Source organism: Mongoliibacter sp. (genome assembly GCF_007692705.1).
Lineage (GTDB): Bacteria > Bacteroidota > Bacteroidia > Cytophagales > Cyclobacteriaceae > Mongoliibacter.
This window is the reverse complement of sequence record NZ_REBN01000094.1, coordinates 1-18502: the sequence shown is the minus strand read 5'-3', so window position 1 is coordinate 18502 and position 18502 is coordinate 1. Positions and strand designations below refer to the sequence as shown.

Genomic DNA, 18502 nt, shown 5'->3' with positions numbered 1-18502 from the left:
ATCATAGTATTTGGAATAGTCAAAGCCTTGTCCAATTACTTTGCGGGAAGCTTTGCCAACAAAATCGGGCGGAAAAATTTACTGATCATAGGTTGGATCTTTGGACTTCCTGTTCCCTTCATCTTAATGTATGCTCCATCGTGGGATTGGATAGTGGCAGCCAATGTGCTTTTGGGAATAAATCAAGGTTTGGCTTGGAGCAGTACAATTGTAATGAAAATCGACCTGGTTGGCGAAAAACAGCGTGGGTTTGCAATGGGTTTGAATGAGTTTGCCGGCTATTTGGCTGTTGCCTTTGTCGCCTTTTTGACAGGATATATCGCCAGTGAATACGGGTTGAGGCCTTATCCTTTTTATATTGGTATAGGGATGGCCATTTTAGGAATTTTAGGATCTATATTTTTGATCAAAGATACCAGAAGCCATGTGGCAGCTGAAAAAACACTTACCGATGTATCCCGACTCAACAATATCTTTTGGGATAGCACCTGGAAGCATCCTAATCTTGGTTCTGTCACCCAGGCAGGTTTAGTCAATAACTTGAATGATGGCATGGCTTGGGGTCTTTTCCCTATTTTGCTTGCCAGTAAGGGATTTAATTTAGAAGCAATTGGAGTTGTGACAGCCGTTTACCCTGCCGTTTGGGGATTTGGTCAACTGTTTACCGGTAAAATGGCAGACATTTATTCAAAAAAAATGCTTCTCCTCGTTGGAATGACACTTCAGGGATTGGCATTGTTGTTTTTTCCATGGGCAGATACACTCACACATTACATCATGCTCGCCGCTATTTTGGGATGGGGAACAGCTATGGTTTACCCTACTTTTTTGGCTACTGTTGCAGAAAATACCCATCCTGATGATCGGGCGGGTTCTATAGGCGTGTTCAGACTTTGGAGGGATATGGGTTATGCCATTGGTGCCATTCTGACCGGAATCTTAGCTGATGCATTTGGAATCAATACCTCGATTATCGCTATAGCTTTCTTAACCTTACTTTCTGCCATGATCATACAGTTTAGGATGACAAGCGAAAGATAATGCTGAAAATAGATTAATTTATTCTTTCTTAATTACCTAATATCTCTTCATTGAAAATTTTCCAGAAAGTTATATTTAGAGTTCAGCTCACTCAACAAAAATCGTTTTTTTCACACTTGAAAAAGGGCCATCCAATTCTTTTCCATCTCTTCTTACCAGATTTAAAGTCAATAGGTACTCCCCTTTAGGAAGATTGGCTACCCTTACAGGAGTAACTTCTTGGATTTCATATTGAAATTCGTTTAAACTGATCTGAACCTTTAACCTATCCAAGTCTATATCTCCGCCAAGCAATAAGAAGTCTATGGTTACTTCATCGTCTTCTTTGAATTTCTGGTTGTTAGTGGGAATATTGAGTGCTAAATAGGGCTCTGCCTGATAAGGAAAAGGCCGGGTATCTCCAACCATAAAGTCTCTATCTACAAAATTGCCGAATTCCTTGAGTGCCAAACCTTCTTCATCTACAAGATAAGCTACTGTCCGGTATGTTCCTTCGTTGAGTTCTCTTTGAAAAATCGGAGAATTGTATCCTACAGGATCACTGGAGTTGAGTATCATTTTCAATTGAAAACCACCCAGGCCTGATTCAAACGGATAGTTTTTGATATTGAGTTCAAATGGCACTTTCCCAGGCCTGAACTTTTGATTGCCCAAGGGAGAATACATCTCGATAACAGCATCGGGAAAGTCATTCTTTTCCTCATAGAAATAAAAACTGGTTTCAGGCTTTTCCACTCTAAGGCTATCAGTTTCGGGTTCGCCCAGTATCACCATTTCCTCTTTTTTCTCACGAGGTGAATCACAGGACGAAAAGAGTATAAAGGAAATCAGAATGGAAAATAGGATCGCTTTTTTCATATGATTATAATTTGTTTTTCAATTGACATATGGAATCTTCGCATAGTTTACAATCATCCCTTGTGTGATCCCGTAGGTACGGGATCATGCACGATTTCATAGAATTGAAGGCTAAAGGGCTAAATTATTTAATTTTAGGCGAAAATGGCGTAACTTTCGAAGTAAAATAAACCAAAGTATGACAGAGATTTTATATGATGAGGTTCCTTCACTGGATTTAGCGGACTTCACTTCTGGAAATGCAGAGAAAAAAGCTGCTTTTGTGAAACAACTTGGAGATGCCTATCAAAACATTGGGTTTGTGGCGATCAAGAACCACGGGCTCAATCAGGAGTTGCAGGACAAACTTTATACGGTAATCAAGAAATTTTTCACGCTACCTGATGAAGTTAAAGCAAAATACGAAAAACCGGAGATTGGATTTCAAAGAGGGTATACCGGAAAAGGTAAAGAACATGCAAAAGGTAGAAACACCGGAGACTTAAAAGAATTTTATCATGTAGGTCAGGAGTTATCTGATATCCCTGACAATGATCCGATCAAGGCAGAATATCCAGCCAATATATGGCCAAGTGAATTACCTGAATTTGAAAAAATTGCACTTGACACTTATAGAACTCTGGAAAATGCAGGTAAGAATATGCTTAAGGCAATTGCTTTGCACTTAGGTCTAGAAGAGGAATATTTCGAGGATAAGGTAGCTTACGGAAACTCAATCCTAAGGCAAATACATTATTTCCCGATCGAAAACCCTGATGAAGTTCCAGCAGATGCCGTAAGAGCAGCTGAACATGGTGATATCAACTTGATTACCCTACTGATGGGTGCCTCAGCAGATGGGCTTCAGGTATTGAGAAGAGATGGTAAATGGATTCCGATCACGGCACTTCCTGACCAATTGGTGGTCAATGTGGGAGACATGCTAGAGAGGTTGACCAATAAAAAACTGAAATCTACGATCCACAGAGTAGTCAATCCACCACGTGATATGATGCACACAAGCAGGTACTCAATTCCTTTTTTTATGCATCCTAGATCTGAAATGGACCTCACTTGTCTGGAAAACTGTATAGATGACAACAATCCAAAACAATTTGAAGATGCCACAGCAGGTGAATTCCTGGATGAGCGACTTCGCGAACTGGGTTTGAAGAAGTAAGCCGTGTCGGTAAGAGGGGTACGATACTATATATATCTCAAAGACGTACTGCTTCTTGCTGTTACAGCATTTGGAGGCCCCCAGGCTTTTCTCGCCATGGTATTGGATATCATGGTGAGAAAAAGGGCCTACATTACCGAAGAGGAGTTATGGGAACTCAACGCACTTTGTCAGGTACTTCCTGGTCCTACCTCCACCCAAACAATCTCTGCTATAGGTTACAGGATTGGAGGTCCAAACTTAGCTTACTTATCACTTTTTGTATGGGTACTCCCCGCGACCCTTTTGATGATAGCAGCGGCATTTTTGATTGACTTTTTACAGGAAAACACCCCGGGAGCCTTGAACTTTGCCAAATTTATCCAACCAATGGCCATTGGTTTTATCATTTATGCAGCTCAAAAAACCATTTTCAAAATGGTGAAAACACCGGAAGCCACCGTATTGATGATGTTTTCAGCCTTTATTTCATTTTTCTACAATTCTCCCTATGTATTCCCAATATTACTTGTAGTTGGAGGAATCAGTACTTCTTTAAAATTCAAAGACCAACCTTTGGAGGAAGGAGACAAAAAATTAAAAATTTCATGGGCCAATTTCTTCCTTTGGGGAGGAGTGTTAGTTTTTGCTGCCATTTTGGGTGCGATTACCAAAAATCAATCTGTCTTACTCTTCGAGAACTTCTATCGAAATGGATCACTGATTTTTGGTGGGGGACAGGTGTTGGTGCCTTACTTATATACTGAATTTGTAGAGTTCAAAAAATTCTTAAGCTCACAAGAGTTTTTGACTGGCTACGGCATTGCACAGGGAATACCAGGCCCTACTTTCAGTATCAGTTCCTATGTAGGGGCACTTTCCATGAGAGAATATGGGATTCCAGGACTTTTGACAGGTGGATTAATAGCAGCTGCCGGCATCTTTCTTCCAGGAACATTTCTGATATTTTTTGTTATCCGTTTTTGGGATCAACTCAAAAAATACCGGCCTGTCAGAGCCGCTTTGGAAGGTATCAATGCAGTGAGTTGCGGGATGCTGATTGCAGCTGCTTACCTGCTTTTTGAACCTTTGGACAATAACCTTTTCAATGTATTGGCCATTTTTGGCACCTATCTTTTGCTTCAATTCAGTAAACTGAGTTCACCTTTAATTATCATTATCGGGGTGTTGGCAGGTATTGGTTACAATTGGATATTCTAAGATATTTAATTGATACTATTGGAAATTCGGTTGCTATTGGGGAAGCAGCATTATGAGATTAGATTCAATTCCCTTAAATATTGTTTGATTTCTGAAAAATGTCCTTTTAATATCCGAAAGCTTTTATCATTTTAGCATCCTGTAAAAGTCAATTTCAAATTGATTCATCTATATAATGGAACTTTAGCTCAGTTGGTTTAGAGCGCTGCCTTGACAGGGCAGAGGTCGTGGGTTCGAATCCCTCAAGTTCCACTTTTTTAGACTTTTAAAATTTAAATCTGTTTCAATTTCTATGCTCAGGAGTTTCAAAACCTAAGGTTTGAATTTATCGCAAAAACCAAATTATCTGCTAAAATGACAACTATATTTTTTCTGTGGGGTTAGTAATAAGTAGTACTAACCTTTAAAAGATAAAATCACTATGGATATTACTAAAAAAGCAAAAGAAGAAATAGAAAGCCGTCTTGACAAAATCGAAGATTTTATTGCCAAAAAAGGCATAGGTTCGACATACTTACAAAAAGCTCAAAAAACCCAAAGGGATATTAATCTTGTCCTTGTTCTAGGAGGAATTCTGACAGTAGCGGGAATTGTACTTTGGATGAAAACCAAAGACAGTGAGGAGTAGACATTAATATATTTAAAATTATAAATAGAGAAAATCAGGATCTAGTCCTGATTTTTTTAATTCATCAATGTTTGTAAAACAATCTCGCTAGCCACTACTCTAAAAATATTGTTTTTATTTTTTCATTCATAAAACCAATCAATGCAGAAGCTTCTTCAGGCATTGGAACATCGTCACGTACTGGAACAGAAGGATTAAACTCATTCCCGAAACCAGAACATCCCTTCAAACAATAGAATTCTTCTCCTTTACCACCTGCTGTTTGCCTGTAAAAACCCCTATGTTCAAAGTCTTTAGCCCAAAGCCGGATTTGTCTATGGTTGTAAGAAAGGTGCCCAATAAGGTCACTGCTTAAAATTTGCTGATCTCCAAATTGTGTCTGAAGTGTTGTTGGATAATGCCTATTAGATTTATAGATGAGGAAGGCAGGCTGTTCCGATAAATTTCTTGATAAAGGTTCAACTTCAAATTCCAGCCACCCTTCTTCAATTGGAAGCTCCTTATCCAAAGTAGCGACTAAGGCATGAGCTTTATACATGTCATTTCCATTCAGAAAAGATGCCCATTCCATTGAGGGTGATCTATCTTTGGCGATTACTTTGTAACGATTCCCCTGATGAATCAGGATATCTCCAGCATGCAGCTCTTGGTTTTTGGAATAGATAGAGTTTTTGGATCTCACAAGATAGTTTCCCTTGGCTGGAGTTAATCGCAATTGTATAGTTTTCCCATCGATCACTGCGGATGGCCCGTCAATTTGATATGTAAACCTACCAATGTGGAGGATTGTAGAGAGATTGCTACCTATTCCAAACTCATTTGTAAAAATCTGAAAAGCAGTTTGTTCACTGGTAATATGAAACTGATTATTCAAAATATAACCTTTTACCTTCAATGAGGTATTCCCATACTTTTCTTCGGGTTCAAAATCAGTCTTCACATTTTCAAAAACAGCTGTCAGACTTCTTCCGTAAGGAGATTTAAAGTCCATAAAAGATCCTCCTGAATGGTTTATATTTTTTCCAACTATAAGGGTTTCATTGTCATAATGAAATCCGAAGCCCCATCCACAGATATTTTCCATAGCATGGCCCATCTTGAGGGCATTGGTATTACAGTCCATCAAAATAATTTGATATGGCTGAGGATTTTGCTGCCCTCTAAATATAGGAGTCATAATAGGGTTTGCGTCTGGTACCCTTCTGAAAGGAGGACAAATATTCACTCTAAGTCCTACTTTAACTTTTTGTGAACCAACTACCATTAGGCACTCCCCTTGCTTAAACGATTTTTTGTCCGACCACCTGAAATAATCTTCCTTACCTATCAATAAGTTGCAATTCTCCCCAATCACAAAGGTATCGGATGTGATTTCGATACTTTCATACTCGGGAATTACAAAAGTCTTGTTTTTCCCTAGGAACAAGGTATTAACTGAATTTTGCTTCGCTTGTAGGTGTTTTAGCGCTTTTTCCCAAGCCAAAGAGTTATCAAAATAAATATAGCCGGGACCATTGGAATGGTTAAAATCGAAATCTACCTCTATCTCACTTGGAGAAATAACCTTCTTAATTATGGCATAGCGAGATCCTTTTATTCCTGGATAAAACAGGTCATTTATAGGAGTTTCTGGATTAAGGTGGTTGAAAAGTCCACAAAAACTTTTGCCCAAGTCGGAATTTTGGAATATTGCTTGCGACGAGCTGATAAGTCTCCCATTGAAATTAAGATTTTCAAAGTATCTGAAACAAGCTTCTCCTCCAAAATCCTCCAAAGTCACTGCATTCTCTATTGGTTTTTGATTCACAGCACCAAAAGCAAGCATATTAGCAGAAGTATCCATTTCAACCTTCTGACGGAGTGACTCTTCTAATGCTGGAATTATTATAGTCTTGTTTATTTTTTGAACAAGGGAATTGATATCTATTTCACCTCTTTCATTGAACTCTTCAATTTTTAATGTACCCGAAAAGCTTATTTTTATTTCTTTCATTAGCTCCTGTTTTACATTTTTTATTAAAAGGCTTCTTTACTTTTCTTTTTTCATTAAACTAAAAAGTTTACATAATGTACTGAATTCACTTTGACTTTTAAAATTCAATTCTAAAATAATCTGCTTTTCTACCAATAGAAACATACATTGACCAAGATGCAGTTATGCCTTGTAGACTTTGACAATTCCGTTTAAATTGCCAATTGGAAAAATTATGAATATGAAAAAAATATACTGTCTATTGGCTAGTCTCCTGATTATAGGAGCCTCATGGGCCCAAAAAAGTCCCGAAGAATTCCTAGGCTACAAACTGGGTGATCGTTTCACCCCTCACCACAAAGTAGTGGCCTATTTTGAGCATTTAGCTGAAACTTTACCTCATGTACAACTGGAGTTTTATGGTGAGACTTACGAACACCGTCCGCTTTTCATTGCTATAGTTTCCTCCCCGGAAAACATGCAAAACCTCGAAAATATCCGTTTGGATAATCTTCGAAGAACAGGCATGGAAGAAGGCTCTCCAGCCACCAAGGTAGCCATAAACTGGATGCAGTATAATGTGCACGGAAATGAGGCGGTAGCGACTGAAGCTGCTATCATGACTTTTTGGGAAATGGCAAACCCCAATAATGCGCAAGCCAAAGATTGGTTGGCCAACCAAATACTAATCGTGGATCCCTGTGCCAATCCTGATGGTAAGGACAGATACACCATGTGGTATAATCAAAAACAAAATAACAGACTTCAACCAGACCCACAATCTGTAGAACATCTAGAACCGTGGCCAGGAGGTAGACCAAACCACTATCTGCTTGATTTGAATAGAGACTGGGCTTGGCAGACGCAAAAGGAGTCACAGCAAAGGATTGAACTCTACCATAAATGGATGCCACACCTTTTTGTGGATTACCACGAACAGGGCATCAACGACCCTTTCTATTTTGCTCCAGCAGCAAAACCCCTTCACGAGTTAATTTCTCCTTTTCAATATGAGTTTCAGGAGATTTATGGGAAAAATACCGCGGCAAAATTTGATGAGCAAGGTTGGTTTTATTTTACCAAAGAACGTTTCGACCTGCTTTACCCTGCATACGGAGACACGTGGCCCACTTACAATGGAGCAATTGGGATGACTATAGAAAAAGGAGGATCTGGAAGGGCAGGCTTAGGAATGCTCAATGCAATGGGCGACACTGTAACCCTGAGAGAAAGGATAGAGCACCAGCATGTTGCTGGTATTTCTGCAGTAGAAGTTACAGCCAAAAATGCTGAAAGACTTGCCGACGAATTCAGTAATTATTTCAAGAATAACATGACAAATCCCTCTGCGAAATACAAGAGTTTTGTCATCAAAGGAGATGAACATCCTGAAAGGGTAAAAGCTTTACTTAATCTCCTTGATAAAAATAAAATTCAATACGGAATGGCTGGAAATAAAAGCGGCCTTAGGGGATTGGATTATGAAACAGGCAAAACATCAAGTTTTTCAACTTCTGATAAGGATATAATCATAAATGCTTACCAGCCAAAATCAGTTCTAACCGAAATTCTTTTTGAACCAGAAGCCAAATTACAAGATAGCATTACCTATGATATTACCAGTTGGGCATTGCCTTATGCTTACGGAGTGAAGGCTTACGCACTGGAAACCAGGCTGGATCCCGCCAAATCATTTGAGGCAAAGGAATTTGAGAAAAATGAAACTCCGGAAAAGGCACTGGCTTACTTAGCTCCTTGGAATGCGATGGTTCATGCAAAGTTTTTGTCTGCGCTGCTCAATGAGGGAATTAGACCAAGATTTGCAGAATTCCCTTTTGAGGTTAATGGAAATGCGTTTGAAGCGGGAAGCTTGATTATTCATAGAAATGGTAATCAGTATGTCACGGACTTTGATCAAAAAGTGACAGACATTGCTAATAAGTTTGAAATCAAAATCACTGCCTCCAATTCTGCTTATGTGGATAAAGGCAAGGACTTCGGGTCTCCTGATGTCAGACCTATCAAAGCTCCTAAAGTAGCTCTAATAGGTGGTTCTGGCGTATCCTCTCTTAATTTCGGAGAAATCTGGTATTTCTTTGAACAGGAGTTAGATTATCCAGTGTCCATTTTGGAAGCTGAAAATTTAGGGAGATTCGATTTAGGAAAGTATGATGTGATTTTGTTGCCTTCCAGCTGGGGATCTTCCCTAGGAGGTGGTGCAAAATCTAAAGTGTTGGATTGGGTAAAATCTGGAGGTAAGCTTATTGCTTTTGAAAACGCCATCAATACTTTTGCTGATGAGGAAGGGTTTGATTTGCGAAGATATGATACGGAAGAAGAGAAAAAAGCAGCAGAGAAAGTAAGTCAGGAAATACAAAGTTCCGAAAGACTAGCGCCTTATCAAGAAAGAGAGAGATTGTATATCTCGAATACTGCTGCGGGGGCTATATATGAAGTGAAAATTGATGGTACCCATCCTCTTGGCTTTGGAATGGGGGGTAAATTCTATACTCTAAAGAATAATGGTTCTCGGTACTCCTACCTCAACGATGGTGTCAACGTGGGAACTATTCCCTCCAATGATGCTTACAGATTTGGTTATATAGGACATAAAATCAAGCCTAAAATGGCAGAAACTATGGTCTATGGACTAGAAAATCAAGGAAGAGGACAAATAATATATATGGTAGATAATCCCATGTTCAGGTCTTTTTGGGAAAGTGGTAAATTACTGGTAGCCAACGCTGTATTTTTTGTAGGACAATAATTTAACCTTGATTGTAGTTTAGACTTCCAATCTCCCAATTACCCGGTAAAACAATAAAAGCCCAGTGAACATGATTCACTGGGCTTTTTTCACTAATGACAATTGATTCGTTTTTAATTATTTAGATGATTGATTCTTAGTAGAAGGTTAAGGAGTTTTCATTTTTCCTAAAAATCAATCAGCTCCTACTTCACTTTCAAGATTGGTAAAGGGATTGCTCTGTCGAATCAATCCGTCTGGCAATTCTCCTTCTGTACTGGCTACAACACAACAAACTGTAGCATCACCAGTAACATTAACCACTGTCCTGAACATATCCAATATCCTATCTGGAGCGATAATCAGGGCTACACCCGCTCCTGGCACTCCAATAGCTTCCAATACGATGATCAACATGATCAGTCCTGCCCCAGGTACACCTGCTGACCCAATTGCAGCCAAGGTGGCGGTAAGTACAATGGTCAACTGTTGTGAAAGTGTGAGATCCATACCTAATGCTTGGGCAATAAATACCGCTGCTACTGCCTGATAAAGGCTGGTACCATTCATATTAATAGTTGCTCCCAAAGGCAGGACAAAACTGCTCACTTCTTCAGAAACACCTAACTCTTCTTCTACCAATTTCATGGTTACCGGTAAGGTTGCTGAACTGGAGGATGTGGAAAAACCTAAAAGCATGGCAGGCCTCAAGGCCTTCAAAAAATCCCCGAAAGGAATCTTTGTAAAGGATTTTAGCATGATTGAATAGACACCCACAACAATCAATACCAAACCACCCATGACTACTAAAGTATATTTCAGTAGAGCCAATAACAGTTCTACTGCCGAGTCAGGATTATCCCCCGCAATTTCTACTATCAAGGAAGCCATCAGGGCAAAAACACCATAAGGTGCAATCATCATAATATACTCTACGATTTTGATGATCACATCATTGAGCGCATCAAAAAAATCAGTAAATGTCTTTGCTTTGTCTTTAGGAATCTGAAGAAGAGCAATGCCTGCAATAATGGCAAAAAACACCACTTGAAGCATACTCCCATTGTCAGCTGCGGCTGCGAAGAGATTTTCAGGTACAATATCAACCAGAGGCTGCAAAGGACCTTGATCCTTGATTGCCGCTGCAGTATCGGCTTTTGATCCTGCCTGAGAATCAAATTGAGCCATTAATTTATCTCTTGTATCTTGTGGCAATTGCTGTCCAGGCTTAAAGAAATTGACCAATAGCAGACCTAGAGTAATGGCAATGATGGTAGTTACCAAATAAGCAAGAATTGTCTTACCCCCAATTCTGGATAGCTTTGAGATATCTCCTAAATTGGCTACACCGACAATCAGTGAAGCCAGAACCAAAGGAACGGCGATCATTTTCAAAGCATTGATGAAAATCGTACCTATGGGTTTGATATAGAACACCGTAAATTCGGGTGAAAAACCAAACTGGATAATCACCAATCCGAAGACGAGACCTAATATCAGACCTGCTATGATCTGGGTATGTAGTGGTATCTTTTTAAACATATAATTTGGATTATATTTTACAGTTTATTGGACCTACTAATCAGTAAGTAATCTACAAGCACTAAGGCCCCCATGGCTTCTACTATCGGTACAGCCCTTGGAACTACACAGGGGTCATGTCTTCCTTTTCCAGAAACCAAAACCGATTCCCCTGATTCATTTACCGATTCCTGGTCCTGCATAATCGTCGCCACTGGTTTGAATGCTACATTGAAATAAATATCCTCACCATTGCTGATGCCTCCCTGTATTCCTCCAGAGTGATTGGTTTTTGTCCTTACCTTTTCTCCTTCCTTATAAAAAGCATCATTGTGAGATGACCCTCTCATTTTGACTCCTTCAAATCCGGATCCATATTCGAACCCTTTAACGGCATTGATGCTGAGCATGGCTTTACCCAATTCAGCATGCAGTCTGTCAAATACCGGCTCTCCAATTCCTGGAGGTACTCCCTTGGCTACACAGGAAACCACTCCACCTACAGTATCACGGCTTTTTCTGATTTCATCTATAAACTGGATCATCTTTTCAGCCATTATAGCATCCGGACAGCGCACTATATTGTCTTCAGTCCGGTCCAGCTCCAATTCCAAATAAGATTTTTCCAGCTTCAAATCCCCTACTTGACTTACATAAGCTTGAATGGAAATACCATAGTGCTTCAAAAGCATTTTTGCAATGGCGCCAGCAGCAACTCTTGCGGCAGTCTCCCTCGCACTACTTCTTCCGCCACCTCTATAATCTCGCACGCCATATTTTTCGAAATATGTATAATCTGCATGTGAAGGTCTGAACTTATCGGAAATATGACTGTAATCTTTACTTTTTTGGTCTGTATTCATGATGACCATACCTATAGGTGTTCCGGTACTTTTCCCTTCAAATACCCCTGACAGAATACGAAACTCGTCCTCCTCTTTCCTCTGAGTGGTGATTTTGGATTGCCCAGGTTTCCTACGCTGCATCTCACTGCGGATAAAATCCTCATCTATATCCAAGCCCGCTGGGCAGCCGTCTATTACCACACCTAACCCTAATCCATGGGATTCCCCAAAAGTGCTGATCCTGAAAATTTTTCCAAATGAATTACCCATTATTACTTTTTCTGATAATCAAAACGGCCAACAGAATCACTGAAGCCAACAACAACAAATTGATAAAGATGGAAAAATAGTATTTATATCGCTGGGATGAAAGTTTATTGCTTTCAACCTCTATCAAATCATATAGCCCGCCTAATCTTTGTCTGGAAATTGCCTGGTTCACCTTCGACTCTCCCACTACATTGATTACTGCTGCAGGTCTAAGGGTGTCGTATTTGGCCTCAATTGGGTTGAAGAATATCCATTCAAAATGATCGGCGAGTTTCACTTCTCCAGGCTCATTGATGGTCAGGTAATAATTGTACTCTTTAATCCCAGTGACTTTTCCACCACCTCTATTGATTTGCTGCCTAACATTCGGATCAAAAGTATTGAGTTTATGAATTTGTTTGGTCCTTGGAGTCGAAATCGAGTTGATATTCCCTTCCCCACTGATTCCAAAATTATAAGTAAATCCATCTCCTGTCTGGGCTTCAAATTCTTTGATATTCTCTCGCAATTGAAATACACCCACACTTACTTCATTCCTCAATGGGTGCGGTGGAAGTGGCTTAACTTTAATACTCTTTGCTGAAGAGTAGAACGTCTTGAAATCTTCCATCCTGTTACTTCCGAAAAAAGTAGGATTTCTGGCTACCCTATATTTGATCATTTCCCAAGAAATGGACGGTATGGTAATCTCTCCGTCTGAGAAAGGGAAAAAGGTGGCCTCATATACTTTATATTTCACATAATTTTTACCACTGAGAGTAACCCTTTCAGGTTGTATATTGGTGATATTGAAATTTTCTTCCCAGGCATTGGCTGGCTTCATTTTTTTAAGAATATCATCCAATTGTCTTCCAGGCTCATAGAATTGAAAAGGAGCCTGATTGGTTTCTGACATATAAAAGGCTAAACTCACGTTGAAACCCTCTCCAACAAAAACCTCCGATTTATCTATAGAAGAAGCAAAGAATGCGTCATCCTCAATTTCAATAAATTCAGGTTCTTCCTGGGTTTCTCTACCAAAAAGATCGTCAAAGGCATCAAAAGCACCAGATCTTCTCTGACTGCTTCTCGGGTCTACAACAGCCACTGTTTTGCCTGGATGGGTGACATCACTGCCATTGATTTTGACACTAAAAGGTTCAATAGTAAACGTACCCCTTCTGGTGGGTTTGTAATACTGTATAATACTGTTGGTACTCGTAACCTGACCATTGATCACATTCATGGACGATGATTGTGAGATCCCCTGTTTTTGAAAGCCGAGGATATCGGGAAACTCATCGTAAGACTTTATTTTGTCATTCGAAATGGTTACTTTTATACTGAATGTTTCATTGAGGCCTATTTCATCAGGACCCAAATCGATGGTCACTTCCTGCGCCTGGACAGTAAGTGAAAATATTCCCATCAGGCATACAAGAAATAGGGTGACAGCCGTTCTAATCATAACTAGGTTTTAAACTTAGTGCTGCAAATTAACTTTATATTTTAAACGCAACAAACCATTCATGGTATCGTAATCAATGTTGTTGTTGTTTTAACTAACCTTAATAATTCTTTGAGATATGCTAGAGTACGTAAAAACCATTTTAATGAAAGTCAGCTTCGACAGAAGGCTCTTCGAAAAAGAGCTGCGAAAGGCACTGAATCTTCTCATTCCTGACGAGATTCAGGTATTTAAAGAATGGTGTTACAGTAAATTTTCCGGCAAGTATGAACCTGTTCTCAATAAATACTTCATTGGACTTGCAGGATAGGAAAAAGCCCCGACAGGGGCTTTTACTTTTTTTAGGTTCATCTTTTTTACTTTTCATTCCAAGAATTTTACATTTCTTTTCAATCCTTCAAATTTTGTTCGCTTAAGGGCCGATTTTTTAAATACTTTCTGAAAAGTCTCCTCAGTCATTTCTTTCCAATCACCTTTTGTAAATCCCAATAAATCAGGGTGGGGAAGAAATTCTTCTTCTCTGTGGGTTTTTGAAAAGCTATTCCAAGGACAGACATCCTGACAGATATCACAGCCGAAAACCCAGTTTTCCATCTTGCCCTTAAATTCAGCGGGAATATTCTCCTTTAATTCTATGGTCAAATATGAAATACACCTTGACCCATCTACAACTCCAGACTGAACAATGGCATCGGTGGGACATGCATCTATGCATTTGGTACAGGTTCCGCAATAATCCTTGATCATAGGAGAGTCTGCACTAACCTCAAGGTCGATAATGAGTTCGGCCAAAAAGAAAAAACTTCCCATCTCTCGATTGAGAAGAAGACTGTTTTTACCTAACCAACCCAAGCCCGATTTTTGGGCCCACTGTCTTTCCATTACAGGTGCAGAATCTACAAATACCCGTCCGCCAAAATCCCCGATCTCATGCTTTAGGCTAGCCAATAGTGTTTTGAGCTTGTCTTTGATTACAAAATGGTAATCTTTTCCGTAAGCATATTTAGCCAATTTGAAATCTTCTTTCTTTTCAGGAAGTTTCTTTTCGGGATAATAATTATAGATCAGGCTGACCACAGTCTTTGCGCCGTCGACAAGTTTTGTAGGATCTAATCTTTTATCAAAATGATTGGCCAAGTAAGCCATTTTCCCATGGTAGTTTTTGTTCAGCCATTGGTCTAGCTTTGGTGCTTCCTCTTCAAGAAAACCTGCTTTAGCAATTCCGCAAAAATCAAAGCCCAGGTCCTTGGCGTGGGTTTTTATGATATTGGCATATTTATCTTTTTCCATTAATGGTTTTTTTCTGGGATTTAAGAAATACGATTCCCGTCCGACTGGAGTCATCCGGGCGGGTACGACGCCTTTCGATTATCATACCCTTTCTACCTATCCCAACCTGCTCTTGTCTTAAATCTCATGTCTAGGGTCTTATTAATTTACGAAGTACGATTTACGAGGCCTTTCGAAAATCCATCAATTATTATCTATTCAAATGTCACGTCCTGATTTTTCTTGACACTTTTTATATGGTTTTTCTTTTATTTCAACCTTCCCTGTTTTTGGCGAAAAGCATTCTTCACAATTGACCTTTTTTCGGCCAAAAAACAATCACAAATACCATCATTAATTACCCGGGTTCTACCCGGGGCAAATACCACTTCGTGAATTCAATCACTTCGTGATTTTCTCTGTGGTTCATTTTAAATTATTAATTTTTCATTCATAATTTCTTACAAAACCCTCTTGTGTCTTATGTCTTATGTCTCATATCTTACATCTAATGTCTCATGCCTTGAATCTAAAAAAGGCTTCCCGTCTCCCCACCAAAATTAGGTTTTAGTTTCAGGTGTTTATATGCTAATTCCGTAGCCATTCGCCCCCTTGAAGTGCGTTTCATATAGCCCTCTTGAATCAGGAATGGCTCGTAAACTTCTTCAATTGTCTCCGCTTCTTCACCACATGCAGTAGCAATAGTGCTGAGGCCTACAGGTCCTCCCTTAAACTTTTCTATTATGGTCAGCAGTATCCTGTTATCCATTTCATCCAGACCGTTTTCATCCACGTCCAAAGCTTCCAAAGCAATTTTGGCTATATCCAAAGTGATCTTTCCATTTCCTTTGATTTCTGCAAAATCTCTTGTTCTTCTCAGCAACATGTTAGCAATTCTTGGCGTCCCTCTACTTCTGCGGGCAATTTCAAAGGATGCAATATCGTCTATTGGTGTCCCAAGTATACCTGCCGAACGCCCAACAATATCTGTAAGCAATTTGGCATCATAATATTCCAATCGGGAATTGATTCCAAACCTAGCACGTAGTGGTGAGGTGAGCAATCCAGATCTTGTAGTAGCTCCAATCAGGGTAAAAGGATTGAGGGAGATTTGTACTGAACGTGCATTAGGCCCTGAATCCAACATAATATCAATCCTGAAATCTTCCATTGCAGAATACAGGTATTCTTCAACCACAGGATTGAGTCGATGTATTTCGTCAATAAAGAGTACATCACCATCTTCCAAGTTGGTAAGCAAACCCGCCAAATCAGAAGGTTTATCCAATACAGGTCCTGAGGTAATCTTGAGACCAGCCTCCAGTTCGTTAGCAATGATATGGCTGAGCGTAGTCTTACCCAGTCCCGGCGGACCATGTAATAAGACATGGTCAAGAGGTTCATTCCTCCTTTTGGCTGCCAGCACAAATATTTTCAGGTTTTCTACAATTTTAAACTGTCCTGTAAAATCATCAAAACTCAGAGGCCTTAAGGCTTTCTCAATTTCATTATCGGAGGAGTTCAAACCCTCTTTATCACCACTCAAATAATCTTCTCTCATGTCATTTTTTTGCGCCTGTACAAATATAGAAAAATAGGACAAGCCAAAAAGAGACTTATACTTTCCATTCTTTTTGCAATTTTATTGCAAAAATGGAGATTTGGAACTTTATTTTGAAAATAAGCTTTAACTTTCGGGAAAATTGCCAATTCATGCGAAGTAACGCCAACAAAAACATTATATATTCTATTATTCTTTTGCTCTTGGTAGCGATTGTTTACTTGTACAGGCAAAATCAGCAACAACCTGACGAGACATATATAGAAGAAAATACGGGTAAAGTGACTTTTTCCGGAAATACTATGGGGACTTCCTACAGGGTGGTCTACCTTGATGGAAAAGAAAGGGATTTCAAGAAGCAAGTGGACTCTCTCTTGGTGGTATTCAACCAGTCCCTCTCTACTTATATTGAAGATTCAGAAATCAGCCGATTCAATAGAGAAGATACTTTGGCATTTGAGCTTCCCTTTTTTCAAAAGGTGTTGAAAAGCAGTAAAGAAATATATCAAAAAACCAATGGTGCATTTGATCCTACAGTAGGGCCTATGGTTAATCTTTGGGGATTTGGTCCAGGTGGACCTCAACTTAAAGATAGCGTGAATATCAACCAAATGTTGCCTTTGGTTAATTTTAAAGCAGTTGAATTTGATGATGAAATAGTTTACAAAAAGGAGGGTATGTACTTGGATTTTAGCGCTATTGCTAAAGGTTTTGGAGTAGATGTCGTGGCGGAATTTTTGGAAAATAAGGGTATTGAAAATATGCTGATTGAAATTGGTGGAGAATTGGTGGCTAGAGGGTTGAATGATAAAGGAGAACTATGGAAGGTAGGTATCAACAAACCTGAAGAGTTGGGCAGAGCAGATCAATTGGTCAGTATTATTGCCTTGGAAAATAAAAGTTTGGCAACCTCGGGTAATTATAGAAATTATTATGAGGCAGGAGACATGAAAATTTCCCACACTATAGATCCTTCAACTGGACGTCCTGTTACTCACGGGCTTTTGAGCGCTACAGTAATAGCCGATGACTGCATGACAGCAGATGCCTATGCTACTGCGATGATGGTAATGGGCACAGAAAAGGCCATCGCTTTACAGCAAAATCTAGAAGGCGTAGAAATATTTTTGATTTTCAACAATGAAAATGGAGAGATGGACTATTATGCCAGCGAAGGTATCAAGCCCTATCTTTCTTTTATAGAGGACTAATCTGGTATAACAAAAAATGGCATTAAATTTTACACTCCTGTTTTTCACAGCATTGATCGCTGGTAGCCTTGCATACTTTATTCCAAGTTGGGAAGAAAGGCTTTTTAAACTTGTTCTGGTATTTGCAGGTTCATACCTATTTGCAATTACTGTACTTCACATCCTTCCCGAGCTTTTTGTGGAATCAGGAGCGCCGACAAGAATGGGCCTATATATCTTATTAGGTTTTTTACTTCAGCAGATACTAGCCCTTCTGTCTACAGGTGTAGAACATGGACATATCCACCATCCTAGTCAAAACCATCAAGGGGCTAACCTTGGTGTATGGACTATTATGATTGGTTTATTTATGCATGCATTTTTGGAAGGAACCCTGCTATCACATGATGGAGCCCTTGCGCACCATATACATGACCATGGACATGAAGGACATGCACATCATCACCATCATGGCAATAGCAATTTGCTTTTTGGAATACTCCTTCACAAAGGTCCTGAGGCATTCGCTCTAGTTGCAGTATTGACGACTGCATTAAAAAAGAGATGGGTTTTCGTATTGTTGATTGTTTTTGCTTTGGCTTCGCCGTTAGGCATGTTGCTCAGTCATTACTTGTACGAGAGCAAAATTCTTGGTGGAGAAACTTTAAATGTCTTTTACGGAATGGTCGCAGGTGGATTCTTGCACATTTCAACGACAATATTTTTTGAAAGCAGTCCTGACCATAGGTTCCACTTCAATAAAGTGTTGGTAAGTATACTGGCATTTGGACTGGC

15 protein-coding genes and 1 tRNA gene are annotated in these 18502 nt (G+C 39.5%); 9 read left to right on the top strand and 7 right to left on the bottom strand.

Translation table 11 applies throughout. The features are described 5' to 3' along the window. On the top strand, window positions 1-1041 hold a 1041-nt coding region (locus tag EA341_RS03400; protein ID WP_293011321.1), incomplete at its 5' end, for an MFS transporter. Window positions 1042-1128: 87 nt separating this feature from the next. Here EA341_RS03400 and EA341_RS03395 read toward each other — a convergent pair. After that, on the bottom strand, window positions 1129-1899 hold the full coding sequence (locus EA341_RS03395) for a hypothetical protein (protein WP_293011319.1): 771 nt from the start codon (window positions 1897-1899) through the stop codon (window positions 1129-1131). A gap of 178 nt (window positions 1900-2077) precedes the next feature. Here EA341_RS03395 and EA341_RS03390 point away from each other — a divergent pair, with 178 nt between their 5' ends. The 4 genes from EA341_RS03390 (at window position 2078) to EA341_RS03375 (ending at window position 4886) form a co-directional block, all read left to right on the top strand. Further along, on the top strand, window positions 2078-3058 hold the full coding sequence (locus EA341_RS03390; protein ID WP_293011317.1) for a 2-oxoglutarate and iron-dependent oxygenase domain-containing protein: 981 nt from the start codon (window positions 2078-2080) through the stop codon (window positions 3056-3058). A gap of 3 nt (window positions 3059-3061) precedes the next feature. Continuing rightward, the gene (gene chrA / locus EA341_RS03385; protein WP_293011315.1) at window positions 3062-4258 is read left to right on the top strand and encodes a chromate efflux transporter; all 1197 of its coding nucleotides are present in this window, start codon (window positions 3062-3064) and stop codon (window positions 4256-4258) included. 177 nt (window positions 4259-4435) lie between these two features. After that, window positions 4436-4510: transfer RNA gene (locus EA341_RS03380), tRNA-Val, on the top strand. A 169-nt stretch (window positions 4511-4679) separates the two neighbouring features. Continuing rightward, entirely contained in the window at window positions 4680-4886 is a 207-nt protein-coding gene (locus tag EA341_RS03375) for a hypothetical protein (RefSeq protein WP_293011313.1), read from the top strand. A gap of 94 nt (window positions 4887-4980) precedes the next feature. On the opposite strand, the gene EA341_RS03370 is transcribed toward EA341_RS03375, so the two are convergent. Next, window positions 4981-6879 carry a hypothetical protein gene (locus EA341_RS03370; RefSeq protein ID WP_293011311.1) on the bottom strand — a complete coding sequence of 633 codons (1899 nt, stop codon included), beginning with the start codon at window positions 6877-6879 and terminating at the stop codon, window positions 4981-4983. A 220-nt stretch (window positions 6880-7099) separates the two neighbouring features. Here EA341_RS03370 and EA341_RS03365 point away from each other — a divergent pair, with 220 nt between their 5' ends. Continuing rightward, window positions 7100-9625, top strand: coding sequence for a M14 family zinc carboxypeptidase (locus tag EA341_RS03365; protein WP_293011309.1), 2526 nt, complete (start codon window positions 7100-7102; stop codon window positions 9623-9625). A 174-nt stretch (window positions 9626-9799) separates the two neighbouring features. Here the strand turns inward: EA341_RS03365 and EA341_RS03360 are convergent, their stop codons facing one another. The 3 genes from EA341_RS03360 to EA341_RS03350 are packed head-to-tail and all read right to left on the bottom strand — an operon-like array spanning window position 9800 to window position 13687. Beyond that, entirely contained in the window at window positions 9800-11146 is a 1347-nt protein-coding gene (locus tag EA341_RS03360; protein ID WP_293011308.1) for a dicarboxylate/amino acid:cation symporter, read from the bottom strand. Window positions 11147-11163: 17 nt separating this feature from the next. Continuing rightward, the gene (aroC, locus tag EA341_RS03355; RefSeq protein WP_293011307.1) at window positions 11164-12240 is read right to left on the bottom strand and encodes a chorismate synthase; all 1077 of its coding nucleotides are present in this window, start codon (window positions 12238-12240) and stop codon (window positions 11164-11166) included. After that, window positions 12233-13687: a BatD family protein gene (locus EA341_RS03350; protein ID WP_293011305.1), complete on the bottom strand. Its 1455-nt coding sequence runs from the start codon at window positions 13685-13687 to the stop codon at window positions 12233-12235. The genes aroC and EA341_RS03350 overlap by 8 nt, the downstream gene beginning before the upstream one ends. Before the next feature lie 118 nt (window positions 13688-13805). Here EA341_RS03350 and EA341_RS03345 point away from each other — a divergent pair, with 118 nt between their 5' ends. Beyond that, the gene (locus EA341_RS03345; RefSeq protein WP_293011304.1) at window positions 13806-13997 is read left to right on the top strand and encodes a hypothetical protein; all 192 of its coding nucleotides are present in this window, start codon (window positions 13806-13808) and stop codon (window positions 13995-13997) included. Between the two features lie 53 nt (window positions 13998-14050). Here EA341_RS03345 and queG read toward each other — a convergent pair whose 3' ends face one another. Then, complete coding sequence (gene queG, locus EA341_RS03340; protein WP_293011302.1) at window positions 14051-14977, bottom strand: tRNA epoxyqueuosine(34) reductase QueG; 927 nt, start codon at window positions 14975-14977, stop codon at window positions 14051-14053. A gap of 508 nt (window positions 14978-15485) precedes the next feature. Beyond that, the gene (gene ruvB / locus EA341_RS03335) at window positions 15486-16517 is read right to left on the bottom strand and encodes a Holliday junction branch migration DNA helicase RuvB (RefSeq protein WP_293011300.1); all 1032 of its coding nucleotides are present in this window, start codon (window positions 16515-16517) and stop codon (window positions 15486-15488) included. Between the two features lie 152 nt (window positions 16518-16669). On the opposite strand from ruvB, the gene EA341_RS03330 reads away from it, so the two are divergent. Further along, entirely contained in the window at window positions 16670-17728 is a 1059-nt protein-coding gene (locus EA341_RS03330) for an FAD:protein FMN transferase (RefSeq protein ID WP_293011298.1), read from the top strand. Between the two features lie 16 nt (window positions 17729-17744). Then, the coding region (locus EA341_RS03325; protein WP_293011296.1) for a zinc permease at window positions 17745-18502 on the top strand (758 nt) is incomplete at its 3' end.

Coding starts and splice junctions, on each gene's coding strand:
- EA341_RS03395 (WP_293011319.1), bottom strand. CDS start 1,899: ATGAAAAAAGCGATCCTATTTTCCATTCTGATTTCCTTTATACTCTTT.
- EA341_RS03390 (WP_293011317.1), top strand. CDS start 2,078: ATGACAGAGATTTTATATGATGAGGTTCCTTCACTGGATTTAGCGGAC.
- EA341_RS03375 (WP_293011313.1), top strand. CDS start 4,680: ATGGATATTACTAAAAAAGCAAAAGAAGAAATAGAAAGCCGTCTTGAC.
- EA341_RS03370 (WP_293011311.1), bottom strand. CDS start 6,879: ATGAAAGAAATAAAAATAAGCTTTTCGGGTACATTAAAAATTGAAGAG.
- EA341_RS03365 (WP_293011309.1), top strand. CDS start 7,100: ATGAAAAAAATATACTGTCTATTGGCTAGTCTCCTGATTATAGGAGCC.
- EA341_RS03360 (WP_293011308.1), bottom strand. CDS start 11,146: ATGTTTAAAAAGATACCACTACATACCCAGATCATAGCAGGTCTGATA.
- aroC (WP_293011307.1), bottom strand. CDS start 12,240: ATGGGTAATTCATTTGGAAAAATTTTCAGGATCAGCACTTTTGGGGAA.
- EA341_RS03350 (WP_293011305.1), bottom strand. CDS start 13,687: ATGATTAGAACGGCTGTCACCCTATTTCTTGTATGCCTGATGGGAATA.
- EA341_RS03345 (WP_293011304.1), top strand. CDS start 13,806: ATGCTAGAGTACGTAAAAACCATTTTAATGAAAGTCAGCTTCGACAGA.
- queG (WP_293011302.1), bottom strand. CDS start 14,977: ATGGAAAAAGATAAATATGCCAATATCATAAAAACCCACGCCAAGGAC.
- ruvB (WP_293011300.1), bottom strand. CDS start 16,517: ATGAGAGAAGATTATTTGAGTGGTGATAAAGAGGGTTTGAACTCCTCC.
- EA341_RS03330 (WP_293011298.1), top strand. CDS start 16,670: ATGCGAAGTAACGCCAACAAAAACATTATATATTCTATTATTCTTTTG.